Origin of the sequence: Paracoccus laeviglucosivorans, from assembly GCF_900182695.1 — a bacterium.
Taxonomy (GTDB): Bacteria; Pseudomonadota; Alphaproteobacteria; order Rhodobacterales; family Rhodobacteraceae; genus Paracoccus; species Paracoccus laeviglucosivorans.
Window position 1 is genome coordinate 260,611 of the sequence record NZ_FXTK01000005.1, and the last position, 18,089, is coordinate 278,699.

The following is an 18,089-nucleotide window of genomic DNA, read 5'->3' on the forward strand; positions in this document are numbered from 1 at the left end:
TGCAAAGGAAAGGCGGTCAGACATGCGCAATCCCGATTATGCGACGGCGGACGGCGCGGCGCAGGCCAAGGTGGACGATTATTTCAGCACGCTGCTGGCCCCGCCCGATCCTACGCTGACGGCGGCGCTTGCGGCCAATGCGGCGGGCGGATTGCCCGCGCATGATGTCTCGGCCATGCAGGGCAAGATGCTGGCGTTGTTCGTGCAGATGACCGGCGCGCGGCACGTGCTGGAGGTGGGGACGCTGGGCGGCTACAGCACGATATGGATGGCCCACGCGCTGCCGCCGGGCGGCCGTATCGTCACGATCGAGGCAAACGCCCATCACGCCGAAATCGCCCGCGCCAATATCGCTGCGGCGGGCTTGGCTGCGCAGGTGGAACTGCGCATCGGCGCGGCGCTGGATGTGCTGCCGGAACTGGATGCGCCTTTTGATCTGATCTTTATCGACGCGGACAAGCCGAACAACCCGCACTATCTGACCCATGCCCTGCGCCTTTCGCGCCCCGGCACGGTCATCATCGGGGACAACGTGGTGCGCGGCGGTGCGGTGGCCGATCCCGCAAGCACCGATCCGAATGTCCGGGGCGTGCGCGATTTCCTGTCGCGGATCGCGGATGAACCGCGCCTGCAGGCGACGGCGATCCAGACTGTCGGGGAAAAGGGTTGGGACGGGTTCGTCATGGCCGTCGTCCAAGCGTGAATATTGCATGACAGCCGCGTTACTGCCAGTCTTCCCTCAGGGGAGAGGGGGGCGCGGATGTCTTGGGCACCGGTCGTCAGCACACGCATCAGCAAGCGTCTGATCGCCGCCGCCATCGCTGCGGCGGCGCTGGTCGTCTGGCTGGGCGGGCAGGTGGCGTGGCAGCATTACTTTGCCGCCGGTCACGCGCGGGCATCGAATGCGCTGCGCCTGACCGTGAACGCGCTGAACGCCGATCTGGCCCGGTATGAGGTCGTGCCGCAGCTTGTCGGGGATCTGGACCTGATCCACGAACTGGTGGCCGATCCGGGCAATCCCGATTTGCGGCGGCAGACGAACCTGTGGCTGGCCGAACAGAATCAGGCGGTGCAGGCCTCGGACATCTACCTGATCCTGCCGGACGGAGAGACGATCGCCCATTCCACTTGGGAAGGGCCTGCAAGTTTCATCGGCGAAAACTTCAGTTACCGCCCCTATTTCATCGACGCGATGGCGGGGCGGGCGGCGCGGTTCTATGGCGTCGGCACGACCTCGGGGGTGCGGGGATATTACTTTTCGGCGCCGGTGCGCGACGATGCGGGGCGGATCACGGCGGTCATGGCCGTCAAGATCGGCGTGGGCCGGATCGAGGCGTCGTGGCAGGGTGGCGATTTCCGCACCATGGTCACCGATCCCGAAGGCGCGGTGTTCCTGTCCTCGGATCCGGGCTGGCTATACCATTCGATCCATGCGCTGACGCCCGAACGCATGGCCCGCACGGCGGCGACGCGGCGCTATGCCAACCTGCCGCTGACCGAGTTTTCCATGCAAAGCGTCAGGATGCACGGCGTTCCGGTGTTCCAGATGCCTGCAGCGGATGGCTGGCACGATTACATCACCGCCTCCGAGGAGATGGCCGATGCGGGCTGGACCGTGCATGTCATGCTGGACAGCGCCGAATTGCGGGCCGAGGCGCGGCTGGCGATGCTGACCCTGTTGCTGCTGATTTCGGCTGCGGGGTTCGGCGGGCTGATCTGGTGGCAGCGTCGCGTGCAGGCGGCGGAGCGTCTGGCGATGCAGCAATTCGCCAATGCCGAACTGGAACGCCGCGTGACGGAACGCACCGCCGATCTGGCCCGCGTGAACAGCCAGCTTGAACAGGAAATCGCTGAACGCCGCGCGACCGAGGCGGAATTGCGCGCCGCGCAGGAAAGTCTGGTTCAGGTTGGCAAGCTGGCGGCGCTTGGGCAGATGTCGGCCTCGCTTTCCCACGAAATCAACCAGCCCCTGGCGGCGGCGCGCAACTATGCCGACAGCGCGGCAATCCTGATCGAGCGCGGCGACTATGCCCGCGCCCGCGAGAATATCGGCGAGATATTGGCGCTGGTCGATCGCATGGCCGCTATCGGCAAGCATCTGCGCCATGCCGCCCGCAAGCCTGACGACCAGCTTGGCGCGGTGCCGCTGACCTCGTTGCTGCATGAGACGCAGACCATCGTGGCGGCGCGGCTGGCCAGTTCCGGCGCGGTGCTGACGCTGGATGTGCCCGATGGTCTGCCGCCCTTGCGCGCGGGTCCGACGCGGCTGCAACAGGTGCTGGTCAACCTGCTGACCAATGCCGCCGATGCGGTGGAAGGGCGGGACGACCGCCGCATCACCCTGTCCGCGCGGGTTCAGGGCGACCGCATCGCCATTCGCGTGCGCGACCATGGCCCCGGTATCCCCGATGCGATTGCCGCCCGCATCTTTGATCCGTTCTTCACCACCAAGGGGTTCGGGCTGGGGTTGGGGCTGTCGATCACCTCGAACATCGTGCGCGATTTCGGAGGAGAGATTTCCTGCCGCAACGCCGCGCCGGGGGCCGAGTTCTGCGTCACCCTGCCCATCGCGGCGGCCGAGGCGGCGGCATGACGCGTGTGCTGCTGGTCGATGACGACGAAAAGATGCGCGTCTCGACCGCGCAGGCGCTGGAGCTTGCGGGCTTTGCCGTCGAGGCGCTGGGATCGGCGGATGAGGCATTGGCGCTGGCCGGTCCCGGCTTTGCGGGCGCGGTGGTCAGCGACATCCGTATGCCGGGGATGGACGGCATGACGCTGCTGGGGCGGCTGCATGACGTGGACCCGGACATTCCCGTGATCCTTGTGACCGGCCATGCCGAAGTGCCTTTGGCCGTCGAGGCGATCCGGGGCGGGGCCTATGATTTCATCGAAAAACCCTTTGTCGTGCAGGAACTGGCGACCGTCATCCGCCGCGCCATCGACCATCGCGGGCTGGTCCTGGAAAACCGTCGCCTGCGCGCCGTCGCGGGCAAGCGCGACGACATTGAGGCACGGCTGCCCGGTCGCACGCAGGTCATGGTCGATCTGCGCTATCGCCTGCGCGCCATCGGGTCGTCCGATACCGATGCGCTGATCATTGGCCCGACCGGCGCGGGCAAGGAAGTCGTGGCCCGCGCGCTGCACGACATCTCGATCCGCGCGGGGCGTCCCTTTGTCGCGATAAACTGCGCCGCCTTGCCCGAGGCGCTGATCGAATCCGAACTGTTCGGCCATGAGGCGGGGGCGTTCCCCGGCGCGTTGCGGGCGCGGTTCGGCAAGTTCGAACATGCGCGGGGCGGCACGGTGCTGCTGGATGAAATCGGCTCAATGCCGCTGGAATTGCAGGCGAAGCTGCTGCGCGTTCTGCAGGAACGGGTCATCACGCGGCTTGGCTCGAACGACGCGATTCCGCTGGATGTGCGCTTTATCGCGATCAGCAAGGTCGATCTGGCCGAACTGGTCGCGCGGGGTGCCTTCCGCGAGGATCTGTATTGGCGCCTGAATGTCGCCGTCCTGCATGTCCCGCCACTTTCGGCGCGGCGCGAGGATATTCCGCTGCTGTTCCTGCAGCTGGTCCGCGAATCCGCCGCCCGCCACAAACTGCCCGAACGCGAGGCGGCTTCGGCCTTTCTGTCCAGCCTTGCGGCCAAGGAATGGCCCGGCAACGTGCGCGAATTGCGCAATCTGGCTGAACGTTTCGTGCTGGGACTTGAGGGGGCCGAGGTGGCCGGGCAGGGCGCGCGCCTGTCCGATCAGGTGGCCGATTTCGAACGCAGCCTGATTGCGGGGGCGATTGCCGCGCATGGCGGCAGGTTGCGCCCGGTCTATGAAACGCTGGGGATTTCGCGCAAGACGCTTTACGAAAAGATGCAGAAATACGGTCTGGACCGGCGGCTGATCGTCGATGCCGATCACTGATGGGTGGATTTCCACCCATCACGGGCGCGTGTTGTTACGCTTTCCACCCATTTGGCCGCTGCGGCTGTCGAAACACGGGCCGCAGGGCGTTTTAGCGTTTGGCGAATGTGTCAGATTGGCCGCAACCTGATGCCAAGCGGCACGTGGGGGAGCATGTGCCGACACCCAGGGAGGAAATCATGAAGAAATTGCTCGGCGCGCTTTGCGCCGCAACGATGCTGACCGCGCCCGCCTTTGCGCAGGACTATCCCGAACGCCAGATCACGATGGTCGTGCCCTTTGCTGCCGGTGGCCCGACCGATACCGTTGCACGTCTGGTCGCCGAAAAGATGTCGGGCGATCTGGGTCAGCAGATCGTCGTCGAAAACGTCGGCGGTGCCGGTGGCACGCTGGGCGCGGGTCAGGTCGCCAAGGCCGATCCCGATGGCTACACGGTCCTGCTGCACCATATCGGCATGGCGACGGCGGCGACGCTGTATCGCAACCTTGCCTATGACACCCCGAACGCCTTCGAATATGTGGGTCTCGTGACCGAGGTGCCGATGGTCATCGTCGCCCGCAAGGATTTTGAGCCGACGGATTTCAAGGGCTTCATCGACTATGTCAAGGCGAACGGCGACAGCCTGACCCTAGCCAATGCGGGCATCGGCGCAGCCAGCCACCTGTGCGGCATGTTGCTGATGCAGGCGCTGGAAACGCCGCTGGTCACGGTGCCCTATAAAGGCACGGGGCCGGCGATGACCGACCTGCTGGGCGGGCAGACCGACATCATGTGCGACCAGACGACGAACACCACCCAGCAAATCAAGGGCGGAACGATCAAGGCCTATGCCGTCACCACGCCCGAACGGCTGGACCTGTTCCCCGACCTGCCCACCGCCGAGGAATCCGGGTTGGCGGGCTTCGAGGTCAGCATCTGGCATGGCATCTACACCCCCAAGGGCACGCCCGCCGAGGTGAACGAACGCCTGTCGAAATCCCTGCAAACCGCGCTGGCCGATGAAGGCGTGGCCAAGGCGATGGCCGATCTGGGCACCGCGCCCTCATCTGCCGAGGATGCCATGCCCGCCGCGCTGAAGGCCAAGCTGGAATCCGAGATCGCCCGCTGGAAGCCGGTGATCGAGGCCGCCGGCGTTTACGCCGACTGATCCTTGGCGGCCCTGCGCCATGCGCGGGGCCTATCATGGGGGAACATCATGTCCACGAAACCCAAGGACTCGACCGATCTTGCGGCGGGCCTTTTGCTGATAGCTGCCGCCGCGTTCTTTGGCTGGCAGACCATGGGCCTGCCCATCGGCACCTCGTTGCGGATGGGGCCGGGTTACTTTCCGATGGTCCTGTCGATCATCCTGTTCGTTCTGGGTGTCATCATCACGCTGAAATCCTTTGGCCGCGAGGGCGAGGCATTCGGCCGCATCGCGTGGCGCGGGATCCTGTTCATCCTGCCCGCGCCGATCTTTTTCGGCCTGACCGTGCGCGGTCTGGGCTTCGTGCCTGCGCTGTTTTTCACGACGCTGATCGCATCGCAGGCGTCGATTCGGATGAAGCCCCTGCACGCCTTGGTGCTGGCGGTGGCCGTCACCATCCTGTCCACGCTGATTTTCAGCTATGGCCTTGGCCTGCCGTTCCGGCGCTTTGGGCCATGGGTCCAGTTCTAGGGGGGCGCGAGAATGGAGCTTTTCAGCAATCTCGCCATGGGCTTTTCGGTCGCGGGCTCGCTTGCGAACCTGGCATTCTGTCTGATCGGAGTGCTGCTGGGCACGCTGATCGGGGTGCTGCCGGGCATCGGTGCCACGGCCACCATCGCCATGCTGCTACCGATCACCTTTCAGCTTGAGCCGGTCAGTTCGCTTATCATGCTGGCGGGTATCTATTACGGGGCGCAATATGGCGGCTCGACCACGGCGATCCTGATCAACATGCCGGGCGAAAGTTCGTCCGCCGTGACCGCCATCGACGGCTATCAGATGGCACGCAAGGGCCGCGCCGGCACCGCGCTTGCAGTGGCCGCGCTGGGGTCGTTCTTTGCAGGCACGGTTTCGACTTTTCTGGTCGCGATCTTTGCGCCGCCGCTGACGGCCATCGCGCTGAAATTCGGCGCGGCCGAGTATTTCAGCCTGATGGTGCTGGGTCTGGTCATGTCGGTTGCGCTGGCGCATGGATCGGTGCTCAAGGCGCTGGCCATGGTCGTGCTGGGCCTGCTGCTGGGCATGGTGGGAACCGACATCTATACGGGCACGCCGCGTTTCACGATGGGCATCACGCAATATGCCGACGGGCTGAATTTCGTCGCGCTGGCCGTGGGCGTCTTCGGCATAGCGGAAATCCTGCGCAACCTTGAGGACGAGACAGACCGAGAGGTGATGACCAAGAACATCAACCGCCTGCTGCCCACCCGTGACGAATTGCGCCAGATGATCGGCCCGGTCCTGCGTGGCACGGGCGTCGGGTCGGTGCTGGGCATCTTGCCGGGCGGCGGTGCGATCCTTGCCAGCTTTGCCAGCTATACGGTGGAAAAGAAGCTGTCCAAGAACCCGCGCGAATTCGGTCAGGGCGCGTTGGCGGGCGTGGCGGGACCGGAAAGCGCGAATAACGCGGGTGCGCAGACCAGCTTTATCCCGTTGCTGACGCTGGGCATTCCGGCGAACCCCGTCATGGCGCTGATGATCGGCGCGATGATCATTCAGGGCATCGTGCCGGGGCCGAACGTGGTCAGCGAACAGCCTGAACTGTTCTGGGGCATCATCGCCAGCATGTGGATCGGCAACCTGATGCTGGTCGTCCTGAACCTGCCGCTGATCGGGTTGTGGGTAAAGCTGCTGACCGTGCCCTATTTCGTGCTTTTCCCGATCATCATGGCGATGTGTTCGATCGGGGTCTATTCGGTGGCCTCGAACACCTTCGACCTTTACGCCGTCGCGTTCTTTGGTCTGCTGGGCTACCTCATGTCCAAGCTGCGCTGCGAACCGGCACCTTTGCTGCTGGGCTTTGTCCTTGGTCCGCTGCTTGAGGAAAACCTGCGTCGCGCCATGATCCTGTCGCGGGGCGATGCCTCGACCTTTGTGACGCGGCCGATCAGCGCGCTGCTGCTGCTGATGGCCTTGGGCGTGCTGGTGCTGGTCTTCCTGCCGCAGATCCGCAAGCGCCGCGACGAAGTGTTCACCGAAAGCGATGCCTGAACCGGGGGACGGCCCTGCGCCGTCCCTTTTCATTTCCGGGAGGATAAGATGACATTCAACCTGACCCGCCGCGCCATTCTGGCGGCGACCGTCGTGCTGGGGCTTGCGGGCACCGCGGCGGCGGAATTTCCCGAAAGCCAGATCACGCTGGTCATTCCCTTCGCGGCAGGCGGCTCGACCGATGTGGTGGGCCGCATCGTCGCTGATCGCATGGGCCAGGAGCTGGGCCAGCAGATCGTCGTGCAGAATGTCGGCGGCGCGGGCGGCAGCCTTGGCGCGGGACAGGTCGCCAAGGCCGATCCCGATGGCTACACGATCCTGATGGGCACGGTCGCGACCCATGCGCTGAACCCGCTGATCCTGAAGCAGAAACCCTATGACCCGGTGGCGGATTTCGCGCCGGTATCGCTGTTGGTGCTGGTGCCGAACGTGCTGGCGGTCAACCCCGCTGTCCCTGCAAACACGGTGCAGGAACTGATAGATCTGGCGAAAAAGGAACCGCTTGCCTATGCCTCATCGGGTAATGGCACGCCGCTGCACCTGTCGGGTGAGCTGTTCAAGTCGATGGCGGGCGTGGACATCACGCATATCCCCTATAAGGGCTCCGGCCCGGCGCTGACCGATGTGCTGGGCAATCAGGTTCCCGTCATCTTCGACAACCTGCCTTCGGCATCCGGGCATATCTCGTCTGGCAAGCTGCGGGCTTTGGGCGTCACGACCAAGGAACGCGCGCCCAGCTTTCCCGACGTGCCTGCAATCGCCGAAACGCTGCCGGGATATGAGACCTATAGCTGGAACGCGCTGTTCGCCCCTGCAGGCACCCCCCCCGAGGTGGTCGCCGCGCTGAACAAGGCAGCCGTTGCCGCGATGGCCGATCCGGCGGTCGCCGAGCGGATGAAGGAGTTTTCCGCCACCATCGTTGCCTCGACCCCCGAGGAACTGGGCGAACACGTCAAGGCCGAGATGGCGAAATGGGAGCCGGTCGTCCGCGACGCAAATGTCAGCCTGGACTGATGCGCCCCCCGCCGCAGGCCCATCTGCCGACGCATGAGGTGACAAACCAGCCACCCGCGCCGGGGGATCGTGACCTTTGGGCCAGCGACCCGATGCTGCGCGCCTTGGTGTCCGGTTCCGGCCTTGCGGCTTATGGTGCCCTGATGGGCCGTGCCGACATGGCCGAGGCGGGACGCGCGGCGAACCGCAATCCGCCTGAATTGCGCCTGTTCGACGCAGGCGGGCGGCGACTGGACGAGGTGGCGTTTCATCCGGCCTGGCATCGCTTCATGCAGGCGTCCATCGCGGCGGGCTACCACGCGGCACCCTGGCAGGGCGGCAGTCACGCCGCCCATGCCGCCATGGTCTATCTGGCCAGCCAGACCGAGCCGGGGCATTGCTGCCCGCTGACCATGACCTATGCCGCCCATCCCGCGCTGGCCGATCTGCCCGATTGGCAGGCCAAGGCCCTGTCGCGTGAATACGACCCCATGGTCCGGCCGATGCCAGACAAGGCCGGTGTCACGCTGGGCATGGCGATGACGGAAAAGCAGGGCGGCTCGGACGTGCGGGCCAATACCACGCGGGCACAGGCGGATGGCGATGCCTGGCGGCTGACAGGGCATAAATGGTTCTGTTCTGCCCCCATGTCGGACGCATTCCTGACGCTGGCGCAGGGGCCGCAGGGGCTGACATGCTATCTGGTGCCGCGCTGGCTGGATCAGCGCAACGGCATTCGGCTGATGCGGCTAAAGGATAAGCTGGGCAACCGCGCCAACGCCTCGGCCGAGATCGAATATGACCGCGCCCTTGCCTGGCAGTTGGGGCAGGGCGGCGACGGCATCCGCACCATCCTGCAGATGGTGCATCACACGCGGCTGGACACCGCGATGGCCCCTGTCGGGCTGATGCGCGCCGCGCTGGGGCAGGCGCATCACTGGGTGCGGCATCGCAGCGCGTTCCAGCGCCGGTTGATCGACCAGCCTTTGATGCGCGCGCTGCTGGCGGATCTGTCGCTGGACTGGCTTGGCAGTCTGGCGCTGGGGCTGCATGTTGCGGCCAGTTTCGACGACCCGCAGGACCGCGCCTTTGCCCGCATCGGCGTTGCGCTGGCGAAATACATGGCCAACAAGCTGTGCCCCATCGTCGTGGTCGAGGCGATGGAGATCATGGGCGGCATGGGCTACGTCGAAGATACGCCCCTGCCGATGCTGTATCGCGAAGCACCCCTGAACGGCATCTGGGAGGGTTCGGGAAATGTCATCTGCCTTGATGTCCTGCGCAGCCTTGGCCGCGATCCTATGTGTCGCGATGCACTGCACGACCGGCTTGCGGCTGCGGCGGGGCAAGTTGCGGCATATGATACGGCCCTTGCGGCGTGGCGCAGCCGCTGGAATCCTGCTCCGACCGAGGCCGAGGCCCGTTGGTTCGTCGAGGAAACGGCGTTGCTTCTGACCGGCGCCGCCCTGATCCGTGGTCCGCACCACCTGTTCGCCGAAGCCTTTTGCCGCAGCCGTCTGGCGGGGGAACGCGGCAGGCTTGCGGGTGCGATCCCGGCAGGGCTGGCGGATGCCTTGTCGGATGCGGCCTTTCCCCCGGCTTGACTTTGCCCGCCGCTGGCGCGACTTCGGATCGAACCCTTGACATGAGGCAAAGATGACCGACCAAGCGCGCCGCATTTACGACTTTCGGCAAGTGGACGTGTTCACCCGAATGCCGCTACGGGGCAACCCGCTGGCCGTGGTGCATGATGCGACCGGGCTGAGCGATGCGGACATGGCGGCATTCGCCAACTGGACCAATCTCAGCGAGACGACCTTTCTGCTGCCGCCCGCCGACCCGCAAGCGGATTACCGCGTCCGTATCTTTACCCCGCAGGGCGAACTGCCCTTTGCCGGGCATCCGACGCTGGGCAGCTGCCACGCATGGCTGGAAGCCGGGGGCAAGCCCAGGGGCTCCGACATCGTGCAGGAATGTCAGGTGGGGCTGGTGCGCATTCGCCGTGCGGGTGACGGGCTGGCCTTTGCCGCGCCGCCGCTGCTGCGTTCCGGCCCGGTCGAGGCCGCGCTGCTGGAACAGCTTTACGCCGCATTGGGCGTCACGCCGGATGAGGTGCAGGGCACGGAATGGATCGATAACGGCCCCGGCTGGATCGGCGTCTTGCTGAAAGATCACGCGCGGCTGATGTCGCTGCGGCCCGACAGCCCGGAACTGGCGCATCTGAAGGTCGGCATCTGCGCGCCGTGCGCTGGTGGCGACGCCGCATTCGAGGTTCGGGCCTTTTACAATCCCGGCGCCGAGGATCCTGTCACCGGCAGCCTGAACGCCGGATTGGCACAATGGCTGCTGGGCGCGGGAATTGCCACCGCACCCTATGTCGCGCGTCAGGGGACCGCGCTGGGTCGCGACGGTCGTGTGCAGGTGACGCAGGACGATGATGCAATCTGGATCGGCGGAAATGTCGTGACCTGCATCACAGGCAGTCTGGACATTTAACAGGCAATCCGCCCGATATATTCCGGTATCGGGCGGGTTTATTTACAGAATTGTAATGCGGCTGTTAAAAATAAACCTTTAAATCGCGCGCCGCATTGCGATATTCCCGCTGGAATTGATTTTCTGAACTGGCAGGTATTCAATTAGGAACGGCGCTGTTGAAAACCTGCGCGGCAGCGGGATGCAGCGGCGCTGTCAGTCCGGTTTCCTGCATCGCGCGGGGGGCAAGATTGTTCAGGACCGGCGCGGACAGTCCGACCAGCAGCAGGTTTTCCAGCGTGTGCTGCGTGATCGCGCCAACGATGTCGTCAGGAATATCCGCCCGCGTCACCAGCGTTGCCATGACCGCGAATGACAGCGCCCGCCCCTTTTTGCCGTAGGGTGCGCGTGGGATCGAGGCGTAAACATAATCGGGGTTCTGCTCAAGGAATGCGCGCACCTCGGGGCCCGAGACGGTGACCAGCCGTGCGTCGCATTCCTTGATCGCGCGGGCCACGCCGTCGTTCGGATGACCGACGATCAGGATGGTCGCGTCGATCGTTCCGGCGCATAGTTCATCCAACGCGCTGCCTGTCGGAAGCTCAAGCAATCCAAGGAAATCAGAGCGATCCAGCCCCAATGAGGTCAGCAGGCGCATCGCCGTCGCACGCCGTCCCGACGCGGGCAGGCCGATGTCCACACGTTTGCCGATCAGCCCCTTGATGCTCAGGATCTTGGCGCCGGGCCGGGCAAGGATGGTCAGCGTTTCGGGGTAAAGCGACATGACGGCGCGCAGGTCGGGAAAGGGCGGGGCACCTTCGAACGGTCCTTCGGATTTCAGGACCATGTGCTGCACGTCCGATTGCACCAGCGCGAAATCAAGCTGGCCGCTGCGCAGCGCACCAAGGTTGTAGATCGACCCCGGTGTCGCTTCGGGGCTGCAGCGCAGTTTGCCGCTTTCGGCCCGGTTGGTCGCATCGCAAAGCGCGGCGGCAGCGGCATAATAGTTGCCACTGACGTCGCCGGAACCCATCGTGTAAAGCCGCAAATCCTGTGCGTGCGCGGAAAAGCCAAGGCCCATGACCAAGGCAAGGACAAGTCGAAGCATTGATAACCCCAGAAGACCGGCGCGCATATTAGGACACGGCGGGAATATTGCGGCAAGTCGTAAATTCCCTCTCGCGAAAACCATTTCATCGGGTCAGAATAAGCGGGCAATTCGGATTCGGGGCAGCATGCCGGATTTTGTCTACGATATTCCCTTGAAGGAACTGGCCACCTATTTCGCATTGGCGGCGGTGGCGTCCATCGTGATCGGGATGTTGATCATCAAGCCGATCATGCGCTTGCTGATCGGTGCCGGTCCCGACCTGAACGAAGCGATCAACTACGGCACGGCGGGGTTCAACCTGTTCTACGGTCTGCTGCTGGGTCTGCTGACCGTATCGGCCTATCAGAACAACGAACGCATTGCCGAGGCGGTGCTGCAGGAAGCGACCGTGCTGGCCGCGCTTTATTCCGATGTGAACGCCTATCCCGAACCGACGCGATCCGACACCAAGACGATGATCCGCGATTACGTGCTGTTCACGCTGTATAAGGACTGGCCCGCCCATGCGAAGGGCTATTACCTTGACGGCGGTGCAAACCGCGTGAACGCGATCCGCCAGAAACTGGGCGCGTTCGAGCCGACAACGCCGGGGCAGGAGATCCTGCACGCGCAGATGCTGTCGGCGTTTCAGGAATTCACCCGCGCCCGCCAGTTGCGCCTGAACGGCGTCTATACCCAGATCCCCAACGTGCTGTGGTATGCCGTGCTTGTGGGGGCGGCGATCAACATCATTCTGATCGTGCTGCTGCGGATGCGCCCCGTGCGGCAATTCGTTCTGGGCACGATCACCGCGTTTTTCCTTGGCGTCATCCTGTTCGTCATCGTGGCGCTGGACGATCCCCTGCGGGGCGAGGCGGCGATCCAGCCCGATCCTTTGCGAAGGCTTTGGGACCGCGTGATGATCTGGGACGAGCCGTAGGGGAACGCGCATGGCTGATTTTTCCATCCGCGAAGTCGAGGGGATGCGGCAGGTCCGCGTCGATATTCAGGGCGAAACCGTGCGCGCGCGACGCGGCGCCATGTCCACCATGCGCGGTGACATCAAGCTGACCCCGCGCCTGCCGGGCTTTGGCGATATCTTCCGCGCCATGTTCACCAGCGAAGCGCGGATCCGGCCCTATTACACCGGCAGCGGCTCGATCATGCTGCAGCCGTCGCTGGCAGGTTATCACCTGCTGGACGTGGCCCCCGGCGAAAGCTGGATCCTTGAGCCGGAGATCTATTGGGCGTCCGAAGGTGGGGTCGAGCTGGGCATTTGCCGCGAACCGCTTTGGGCCAGTTTCTGGTCGGGCGACGGCTTTTTCACCTGGAAAACCACGCTGCGCAACCATGGCCGCGTCGCGATCAACGCACCCGGCCCGGTCGAGGTGGTGGATGTGGACGGCGAATTGCGCGTGCAGGGCCGTCTGGTTCTGGGCCGGACCGAGGGGCTGCGTTTCAGTTCACGTCCCGCGGCAAGCTGGCCGCGCAGCATGATCTCGGGCCAGAAACGCCTGCGGGTGTTCACCGGCAAGGGCAAGGCACTGGTCTGCTGGACGCCCTATTGGAACGAACATCTGTATCGGCGCATGACCGGCGAAAGCATCGAAGGCGCGCTGCTGGAGTAACCGCTTAGCCGCATTCCGAATGGCCGCAATGGGGGCAGGTCATGCAGCCTTCGACCATCCGCATCCCGTATTGACCGCAATTCGGACAGGCCGGGCCGCGCGGCGGTTCCGCCGCCATGGCTTTGGGGTCAGATTTCAGCCCCATGCCTTCGCCCGCGATAAAGCCCGTGGCGACCATGTGGCGTTCGATAACTCCGCCAATCGCCGCCAGAATCGAGGGCACATAGCGCCCGCCCATCCACGCCCCGCCGCGCGGATCGAAGACCGCCTTCAACTCCTCGACCACAAAGGACACATCGCCGCCGCGCCGGAACACCGCCGAAATCATCCGGGTCAGCGCGACGGTCCAGGCGTAATGCTCCATGTTCTTCGAGTTGATGAACACTTCGAAGGGGCGGCGGTGGCCCGATTGCACGATGTCGTTGATGGTGATGTAGATCGCATGTTCACTGCCGGGAAATTTCAGCTTGTAGGTCTGGCCTTCCAGCGCGGCGGGGCGGTCCAGCGGTTCGGTCAGATAGACCACTTCTGCGTCAGACGCGGCGGGGAGTGGGGCGGTTTCAGCGACCGATAGGACCGAACCCGTGACCTCGTTCGGGCGATAGGTGGTGCAGCCCTTGCAGCCCTGATCCCATGCGGCCAGATAGACATCCTTGAATGCCTCGAACCCGATATCCACCGGGCAGTTGATCGTCTTGGAAATCGAGCTGTCCACCCATTCCTGCGCCGCCGCCTGCATCGCGACGTGATCCATCGGGGCCAGCGTCTGGGCGTTGACGAAATGGTCGGGCAGGGGGGCGTCGCCATGCAGGTCGCGCCACGCTTGGACGGCGTAATCGACCACCTCCTCCTCGGTGCGGCTGCCGTCTTTTTGCAAGACCTTGCGGGTATAGGCATAGGCAAAGACCGGCTCGATCCCGGAACTGACATTGCCCGCGTAAAGGCTGATGGTGCCGGTCGGCGCGATGCTGGTCAAAAGCGCGTTGCGGATACCATGCGTGGCGACCGCCTGGCGCAGATCACCGTCCATCCGCGCCATGAAGCCCGATCCCAGGAACCCCGCCGCATCGAACAGCGGAAACGGCCCCTTTTCCTGCGCCAGGCCGACCGAGGCCCAATAGGCGGAATGCGCAATCGCCCGCATCCAGTCGCGCGTTGCCTGCACCGCATCCGGTGCGCCATAGCGCAGCCCCAGCATCAGCAGCGCATCGGCCAGCCCGGTCACGCCCAGCCCCAGACGTCGCTTGGCCTGCGCTTCGGCCGCCTGTTGCGGCAGCGGAAAGCGCGAGGCATCGACCACGTTGTCCATCATGCGGATCGCGGTGCGCGTCAGGTCGTCCAGCGCCGCCATGTCCATCTGCGCCTGCGGCGTAAACGGTTCCCGCACCAGCCGCGCCAGATTGACCGAACCCAGCAGGCAGGCACCATAGGGTGGCAAAGGCTGTTCGCCGCAGGGGTTCGTCGCGGCGATGGTTTCGGCGTATGCCAGATTGTTCATCCGGTTGATGCGGTCGATAAAGATCACGCCCGGCTCGGCATAGTCATAGGTCGCGCGCATGATCCGGTTCCACAGATCGCGGGCCGCCAGCGTGTGAAACACCTTGCCGCCGAACCGAAGATCCCAAGGCCCGTCATCCTTGACCGCCTGCATAAAAGCGTCCGTCACCAGCACCGACAGATTGAACATGCGCAGCCGCGCGCTGTCCTGCTTGGCCTGAATGAAATCCTCGATGTCCGGGTGGTCGCAGCGCATCGTCGCCATCATCGCGCCCCGGCGCGAGCCTGCCGACATGATCGTGCGGCACATCGCGTCCCAGACATCCATGAAGCTCAGCGGCCCCGAGGCATCCGCCGCCACGCCCTTCACCTCGGACCCTTTGGGGCGGATGGTGCTGAAATCATAGCCGATGCCGCCGCCCTGCTGCATGGTCAGCGCGGCTTCCTTCAGCATGTCGAAGATGCCCGCCATGCTGTCGGGGATGGTGCCCATGACGAAGCAGTTGAACAGCGTCACATCGCGCCCCGTGCCCGCACCTGCAAGGATGCGTCCGGCGGGCAGAAAGCGGAAATCTTCCAGCGCGTGGTAAAAGCGGTCCTCCCACGCGGCGGGGTCGGCCTCGACGCGGGCCAGATCGCGGGCGACGCGGCGCCAGCTATCCTCGACCGACAGATCGGCAGGCTGGCCGCCTGCGTCCCTTAGCCGGTATTTCATGTCCCAGATCTGTTCGGCAATGGGGGCAGCGAAGCGGGTCATCTTCTCTCCTGTGCCAAGGCTTGGGCGCAGAATAGCAGATAATCACCGGCTTTGCCGATTGTCAGGCCCCCGTCAGCTCATCAATGACCTGCATCCACAGGCTGGCGGGCTGCGCGCCGGTGACGACATGGCTGTCGGCCACCACGAAGGTCGGGACCGAGCTGATGCCGCGCTGGCGGGCGTGGATTTCGCGGCTGGCCACCTCGTCGCGGTCCTCGGTCGTGGCCAGCAGGCGGCGGATCATGGCGGGGTCCATGCCCGCCTTTTCGCCAATATCCGCCAGCACGTCGGGGTTCGAGATATTCCTCCCCTCGCGCCAATGCGCGCGCATCAGCCCGGACATCACCGGGGTCTGCGCGCCTTCAAGCCCGGCCCAATGCATCAGGCGATGGGCGTTCAGCGTGTTCGGAATACGCTCGATCAGGCTGGGATTGATCCACAGGCCCAGCCGCTCGCTGGCCTCCATCACCGGCTTCATGGCGGCAAGGATGCCTTTCTCATCGCCGAATTTCATCTTCATATAGGCGACGTGATCCATGCCCGCCTGCGGCATTTGCGGGTCCAGCCGGAACGGCTGCCACGTGATCGCGAATGGATGGTCGGGACGGCTTTCCAGCGCGCGGTCCAGTTCGGCCTTGCCGATCAGACACCACGGGCAGACTGGATCGGCAAAGATGTCAAGGCGAACGGTTCCGGTCATGTCAGCGGTCCTTACGATAGGTATCGCGCAAAGCGCGGCGGTTGATCTTGCCTGTCGCCGTGCGGGGCAGGGCGGTCAGGCGGATGTATTCGCGCGGCTGCTTATAGCGCGCAAGCCGTTCCTCGGCATGGCTCTGCATCGCGTCGGGCGTGGCGTCGCCGGTCCAGAAGGCTGCGATGATCGTGCCCGAGGGGACGCAGATTTCCGTCACCGCCACCTCTCCCGCGGCGGGGGCTTGGGCCAGTGTATCCTCGACCTCGGCGGGGGACAGGCGAAAGCCGCCGGCGTTCATCATGTCATCGGCGCGGCCCAGCGTGCGGATCGCGCCTTGGGGCGTTTCCTCGGCCATGTCTCCGGTCAGGAACCAGTCGCCGTCGAAACGTGCGGCAGTGTCCTGTGGCTGGTCCAGATAGCCCAGAAACAGCCCCGGATCGCTGCGATGCACGGCCAGTTGTCCGTCACGGATCGCGATGCGGCGACCGGGCTGGGCGAAACCCGCCGTGCCTTCGGGTGCGGGGCGTGCCGGACTGCCGGACAGGAAGGTCGAGCATTCCGACATGCCCATCGCCTCATGCAGATCGGTGCCGGTGCGGGCCTGCCAGTCGCGGCGCAGCGCGGGGTCCAGCCGTTCGCCCGCCGTCAGGCCGTGGCGCAGGGTGGCGCATGGCCTCCAGTCCGCGCGCAGCATCCGGCGAAAGACGCCGGGGGCCGCGGCAATGATCGTGGCGCCGTGGCGGCTGCCGATCAGCGGGATCTGTTCCGGCGTCACGCCCGCCGCCGGGATCAGTGCGGTCGCGCCGATGGTCCAGGGGTCCATCAGCCCGGTCCCCAGCGTGAATGTCCAGTTGAACGCGCCTGCATGCAGCAAAAGGTCCTGCGCGGTCAGCCCATACCAGCCGTCAAACATCATGCGCCGCGCAAGGATCGCGCGATGGGCATGGCAGACGGCGCGCGGCTGCCCGGAAGACCCCGAGGTAAAGACGATATATGCCAGCCGGTCCGGGTCGCCTTGGGCGAAATCGGCGGGCGGCAAATCTGCAAATGCCGCGATTTCGCCTGCGGTGATGACGCGCGCCGCGTGGTCGGGCAGCGCCACGCCATCTTCATGCGCGATGGCCGCAGGTTCGATGACCCCGGCCAGCCGCGTGATTTCGGGCACGGTCAGCTGTGCCGAGGTGGGCACGGGCACGATGCCTGCGGCGATTGCCGCAAGATAGGTCACAGGAAAGGCGGGCGTATTGCCCAGCCGCATCAGCAGCCGGTCGCCGGGAACAAGGCCCGATTGCAGAAGCCCTGTCGCCGTGCCCAGCACCGCGTGGCGCAGCCGCGCATGGGACCAGCGGTCGGCACGGCTTAGGCCCAGCACCGACATGGCCAGCTTGTCGGGCGTCTCCAGCCCTGCCTGCAGCACATATTGCGCCAGATTCATCGCGGCTTTCCCCATGGCCGACCAGATATGCCGTCAGTCCCGGCGATGAAAGGGCTGCTGAAATGAAAACGGCCCGCGACGGGGCGGGCCGTTTCCAAATTCGCAGGAACTGCCGATCAGAGCAGTTTCAGGTCGCTGGCCGAGCTGCGGCCATCGCGGCCGGACTGCAGTTCATAGGCGATTTTCTGGTTGTCGTTCAGGCCGGTCAGACCCGCACGCTCGACAGCCGAGATATGCACGAACACATCTTTGCCGCCGTCATCGGGCGCGATGAAGCCATAGCCTTTGGTGGCGTTAAACCATTTCACGGTGCCGGTAGCCATAATTACCGTCTCTCCTTCAAGTCCTCCCGGTGCGATATTGCGCCGGGCCGTGCAGCCCTTTCCCGTCAAGTCCGGCTGCCCCGTGAAGGGAGCGGTAGAA

The 18,089-nt window shown here is 64.8% G+C and carries 16 protein-coding genes; 11 read left to right on the top strand and 5 right to left on the bottom strand.

The features are described 5' to 3' along the window. Nucleotides 1–22 precede the first annotated feature (22 nt). The 9 genes from FN835_RS08670 to FN835_RS08710 all read left to right on the top strand — a co-directional run bounded on the left by FN835_RS08670 (nt 23) and on the right by FN835_RS08710 (nt 10,586). On the top strand, nt 23–703 hold the full coding sequence (locus FN835_RS08670) for an O-methyltransferase (protein WP_142662809.1): 681 nt from the start codon (nt 23–25) through the stop codon (nt 701–703). Between the two features lie 57 nt (nt 704–760). After that, the gene (locus FN835_RS08675; RefSeq protein ID WP_142662810.1) at nt 761–2,593 is read left to right on the top strand and encodes a sensor histidine kinase; all 1,833 of its coding nucleotides are present in this window, start codon (nt 761–763) and stop codon (nt 2,591–2,593) included. After that, the gene (locus FN835_RS08680) at nt 2,590–3,918 is read left to right on the top strand and encodes a sigma-54-dependent transcriptional regulator (protein WP_142662811.1); all 1,329 of its coding nucleotides are present in this window, start codon (nt 2,590–2,592) and stop codon (nt 3,916–3,918) included. The genes FN835_RS08675 and FN835_RS08680 overlap by 4 nt, the downstream gene beginning before the upstream one ends. A gap of 179 nt (nt 3,919–4,097) precedes the next feature. Further along, nucleotides 4,098–5,066 carry a tripartite tricarboxylate transporter substrate-binding protein gene (locus tag FN835_RS08685; RefSeq protein WP_142662812.1) on the top strand — a complete coding sequence of 323 codons (969 nt, stop codon included), beginning with the start codon at nt 4,098–4,100 and terminating at the stop codon, nt 5,064–5,066. A gap of 48 nt (nt 5,067–5,114) precedes the next feature. Beyond that, nucleotides 5,115–5,576, top strand: a complete 462-nt coding sequence (locus tag FN835_RS08690; RefSeq protein ID WP_142662813.1) for a tripartite tricarboxylate transporter TctB family protein — start codon at nt 5,115–5,117, stop codon at nt 5,574–5,576. A 12-nt stretch (nt 5,577–5,588) separates the two neighbouring features. After that, a complete protein-coding gene (locus tag FN835_RS08695) occupies nt 5,589–7,097 on the top strand; it encodes a tripartite tricarboxylate transporter permease (protein ID WP_142662814.1) in 1,509 nt (502 codons plus the stop codon). Nucleotides 7,098–7,145: 48 nt separating this feature from the next. After that, nucleotides 7,146–8,111 carry a Bug family tripartite tricarboxylate transporter substrate binding protein gene (locus FN835_RS08700; protein ID WP_142662815.1) on the top strand — a complete coding sequence of 322 codons (966 nt, stop codon included), beginning with the start codon at nt 7,146–7,148 and terminating at the stop codon, nt 8,109–8,111. After that, nucleotides 8,111–9,694 (top strand): acyl-CoA dehydrogenase family protein, encoded by a 1,584-nt coding sequence (locus FN835_RS08705; RefSeq protein ID WP_142662816.1) that lies wholly within the window; start codon nt 8,111–8,113, stop codon nt 9,692–9,694. The genes FN835_RS08700 and FN835_RS08705 overlap by 1 nt, the downstream gene beginning before the upstream one ends. Before the next feature lie 52 nt (nt 9,695–9,746). Then, nucleotides 9,747–10,586, top strand: coding sequence for a PhzF family phenazine biosynthesis protein (locus FN835_RS08710; RefSeq protein WP_142662817.1), 840 nt, complete (start codon nt 9,747–9,749; stop codon nt 10,584–10,586). 139 nt (nt 10,587–10,725) lie between these two features. Here the strand turns inward: FN835_RS08710 and FN835_RS08715 are convergent, their stop codons facing one another. Further along, nucleotides 10,726–11,673 (bottom strand): TAXI family TRAP transporter solute-binding subunit, encoded by a 948-nt coding sequence (locus FN835_RS08715; RefSeq protein ID WP_185958620.1) that lies wholly within the window; start codon nt 11,671–11,673, stop codon nt 10,726–10,728. A 127-nt stretch (nt 11,674–11,800) separates the two neighbouring features. Between FN835_RS08715 and FN835_RS08720 the strand changes: the two genes are divergently transcribed. Both FN835_RS08720 and FN835_RS08725 read left to right on the top strand, forming a co-directional pair. Further along, on the top strand, nt 11,801–12,595 hold the full coding sequence (locus FN835_RS08720; RefSeq protein WP_185958621.1) for a bestrophin-like domain: 795 nt from the start codon (nt 11,801–11,803) through the stop codon (nt 12,593–12,595). A 10-nt stretch (nt 12,596–12,605) separates the two neighbouring features. Further along, on the top strand, nt 12,606–13,283 hold the full coding sequence (locus FN835_RS08725; protein WP_142662820.1) for an AIM24 family protein: 678 nt from the start codon (nt 12,606–12,608) through the stop codon (nt 13,281–13,283). A 4-nt stretch (nt 13,284–13,287) separates the two neighbouring features. Here FN835_RS08725 and FN835_RS08730 read toward each other — a convergent pair whose 3' ends face one another. The 4 genes from FN835_RS08730 to FN835_RS08745 form a co-directional block, all read right to left on the bottom strand. Beyond that, complete coding sequence (locus FN835_RS08730; protein ID WP_142662821.1) at nt 13,288–15,537, bottom strand: adenosylcobalamin-dependent ribonucleoside-diphosphate reductase; 2,250 nt, start codon at nt 15,535–15,537, stop codon at nt 13,288–13,290. 61 nt (nt 15,538–15,598) lie between these two features. Further along, complete coding sequence (locus tag FN835_RS08735) at nt 15,599–16,237, bottom strand: DsbA family oxidoreductase (protein ID WP_142662822.1); 639 nt, start codon at nt 16,235–16,237, stop codon at nt 15,599–15,601. A 1-nt stretch (nt 16,238) separates the two neighbouring features. Continuing rightward, nucleotides 16,239–17,666 (bottom strand): class I adenylate-forming enzyme family protein, encoded by a 1,428-nt coding sequence (locus FN835_RS08740; protein WP_142662823.1) that lies wholly within the window; start codon nt 17,664–17,666, stop codon nt 16,239–16,241. A 116-nt stretch (nt 17,667–17,782) separates the two neighbouring features. Further along, the gene (locus FN835_RS08745; protein WP_011747293.1) at nt 17,783–17,989 is read right to left on the bottom strand and encodes a cold-shock protein; all 207 of its coding nucleotides are present in this window, start codon (nt 17,987–17,989) and stop codon (nt 17,783–17,785) included. Nucleotides 17,990–18,089: the final 100 nt, after the last annotated feature.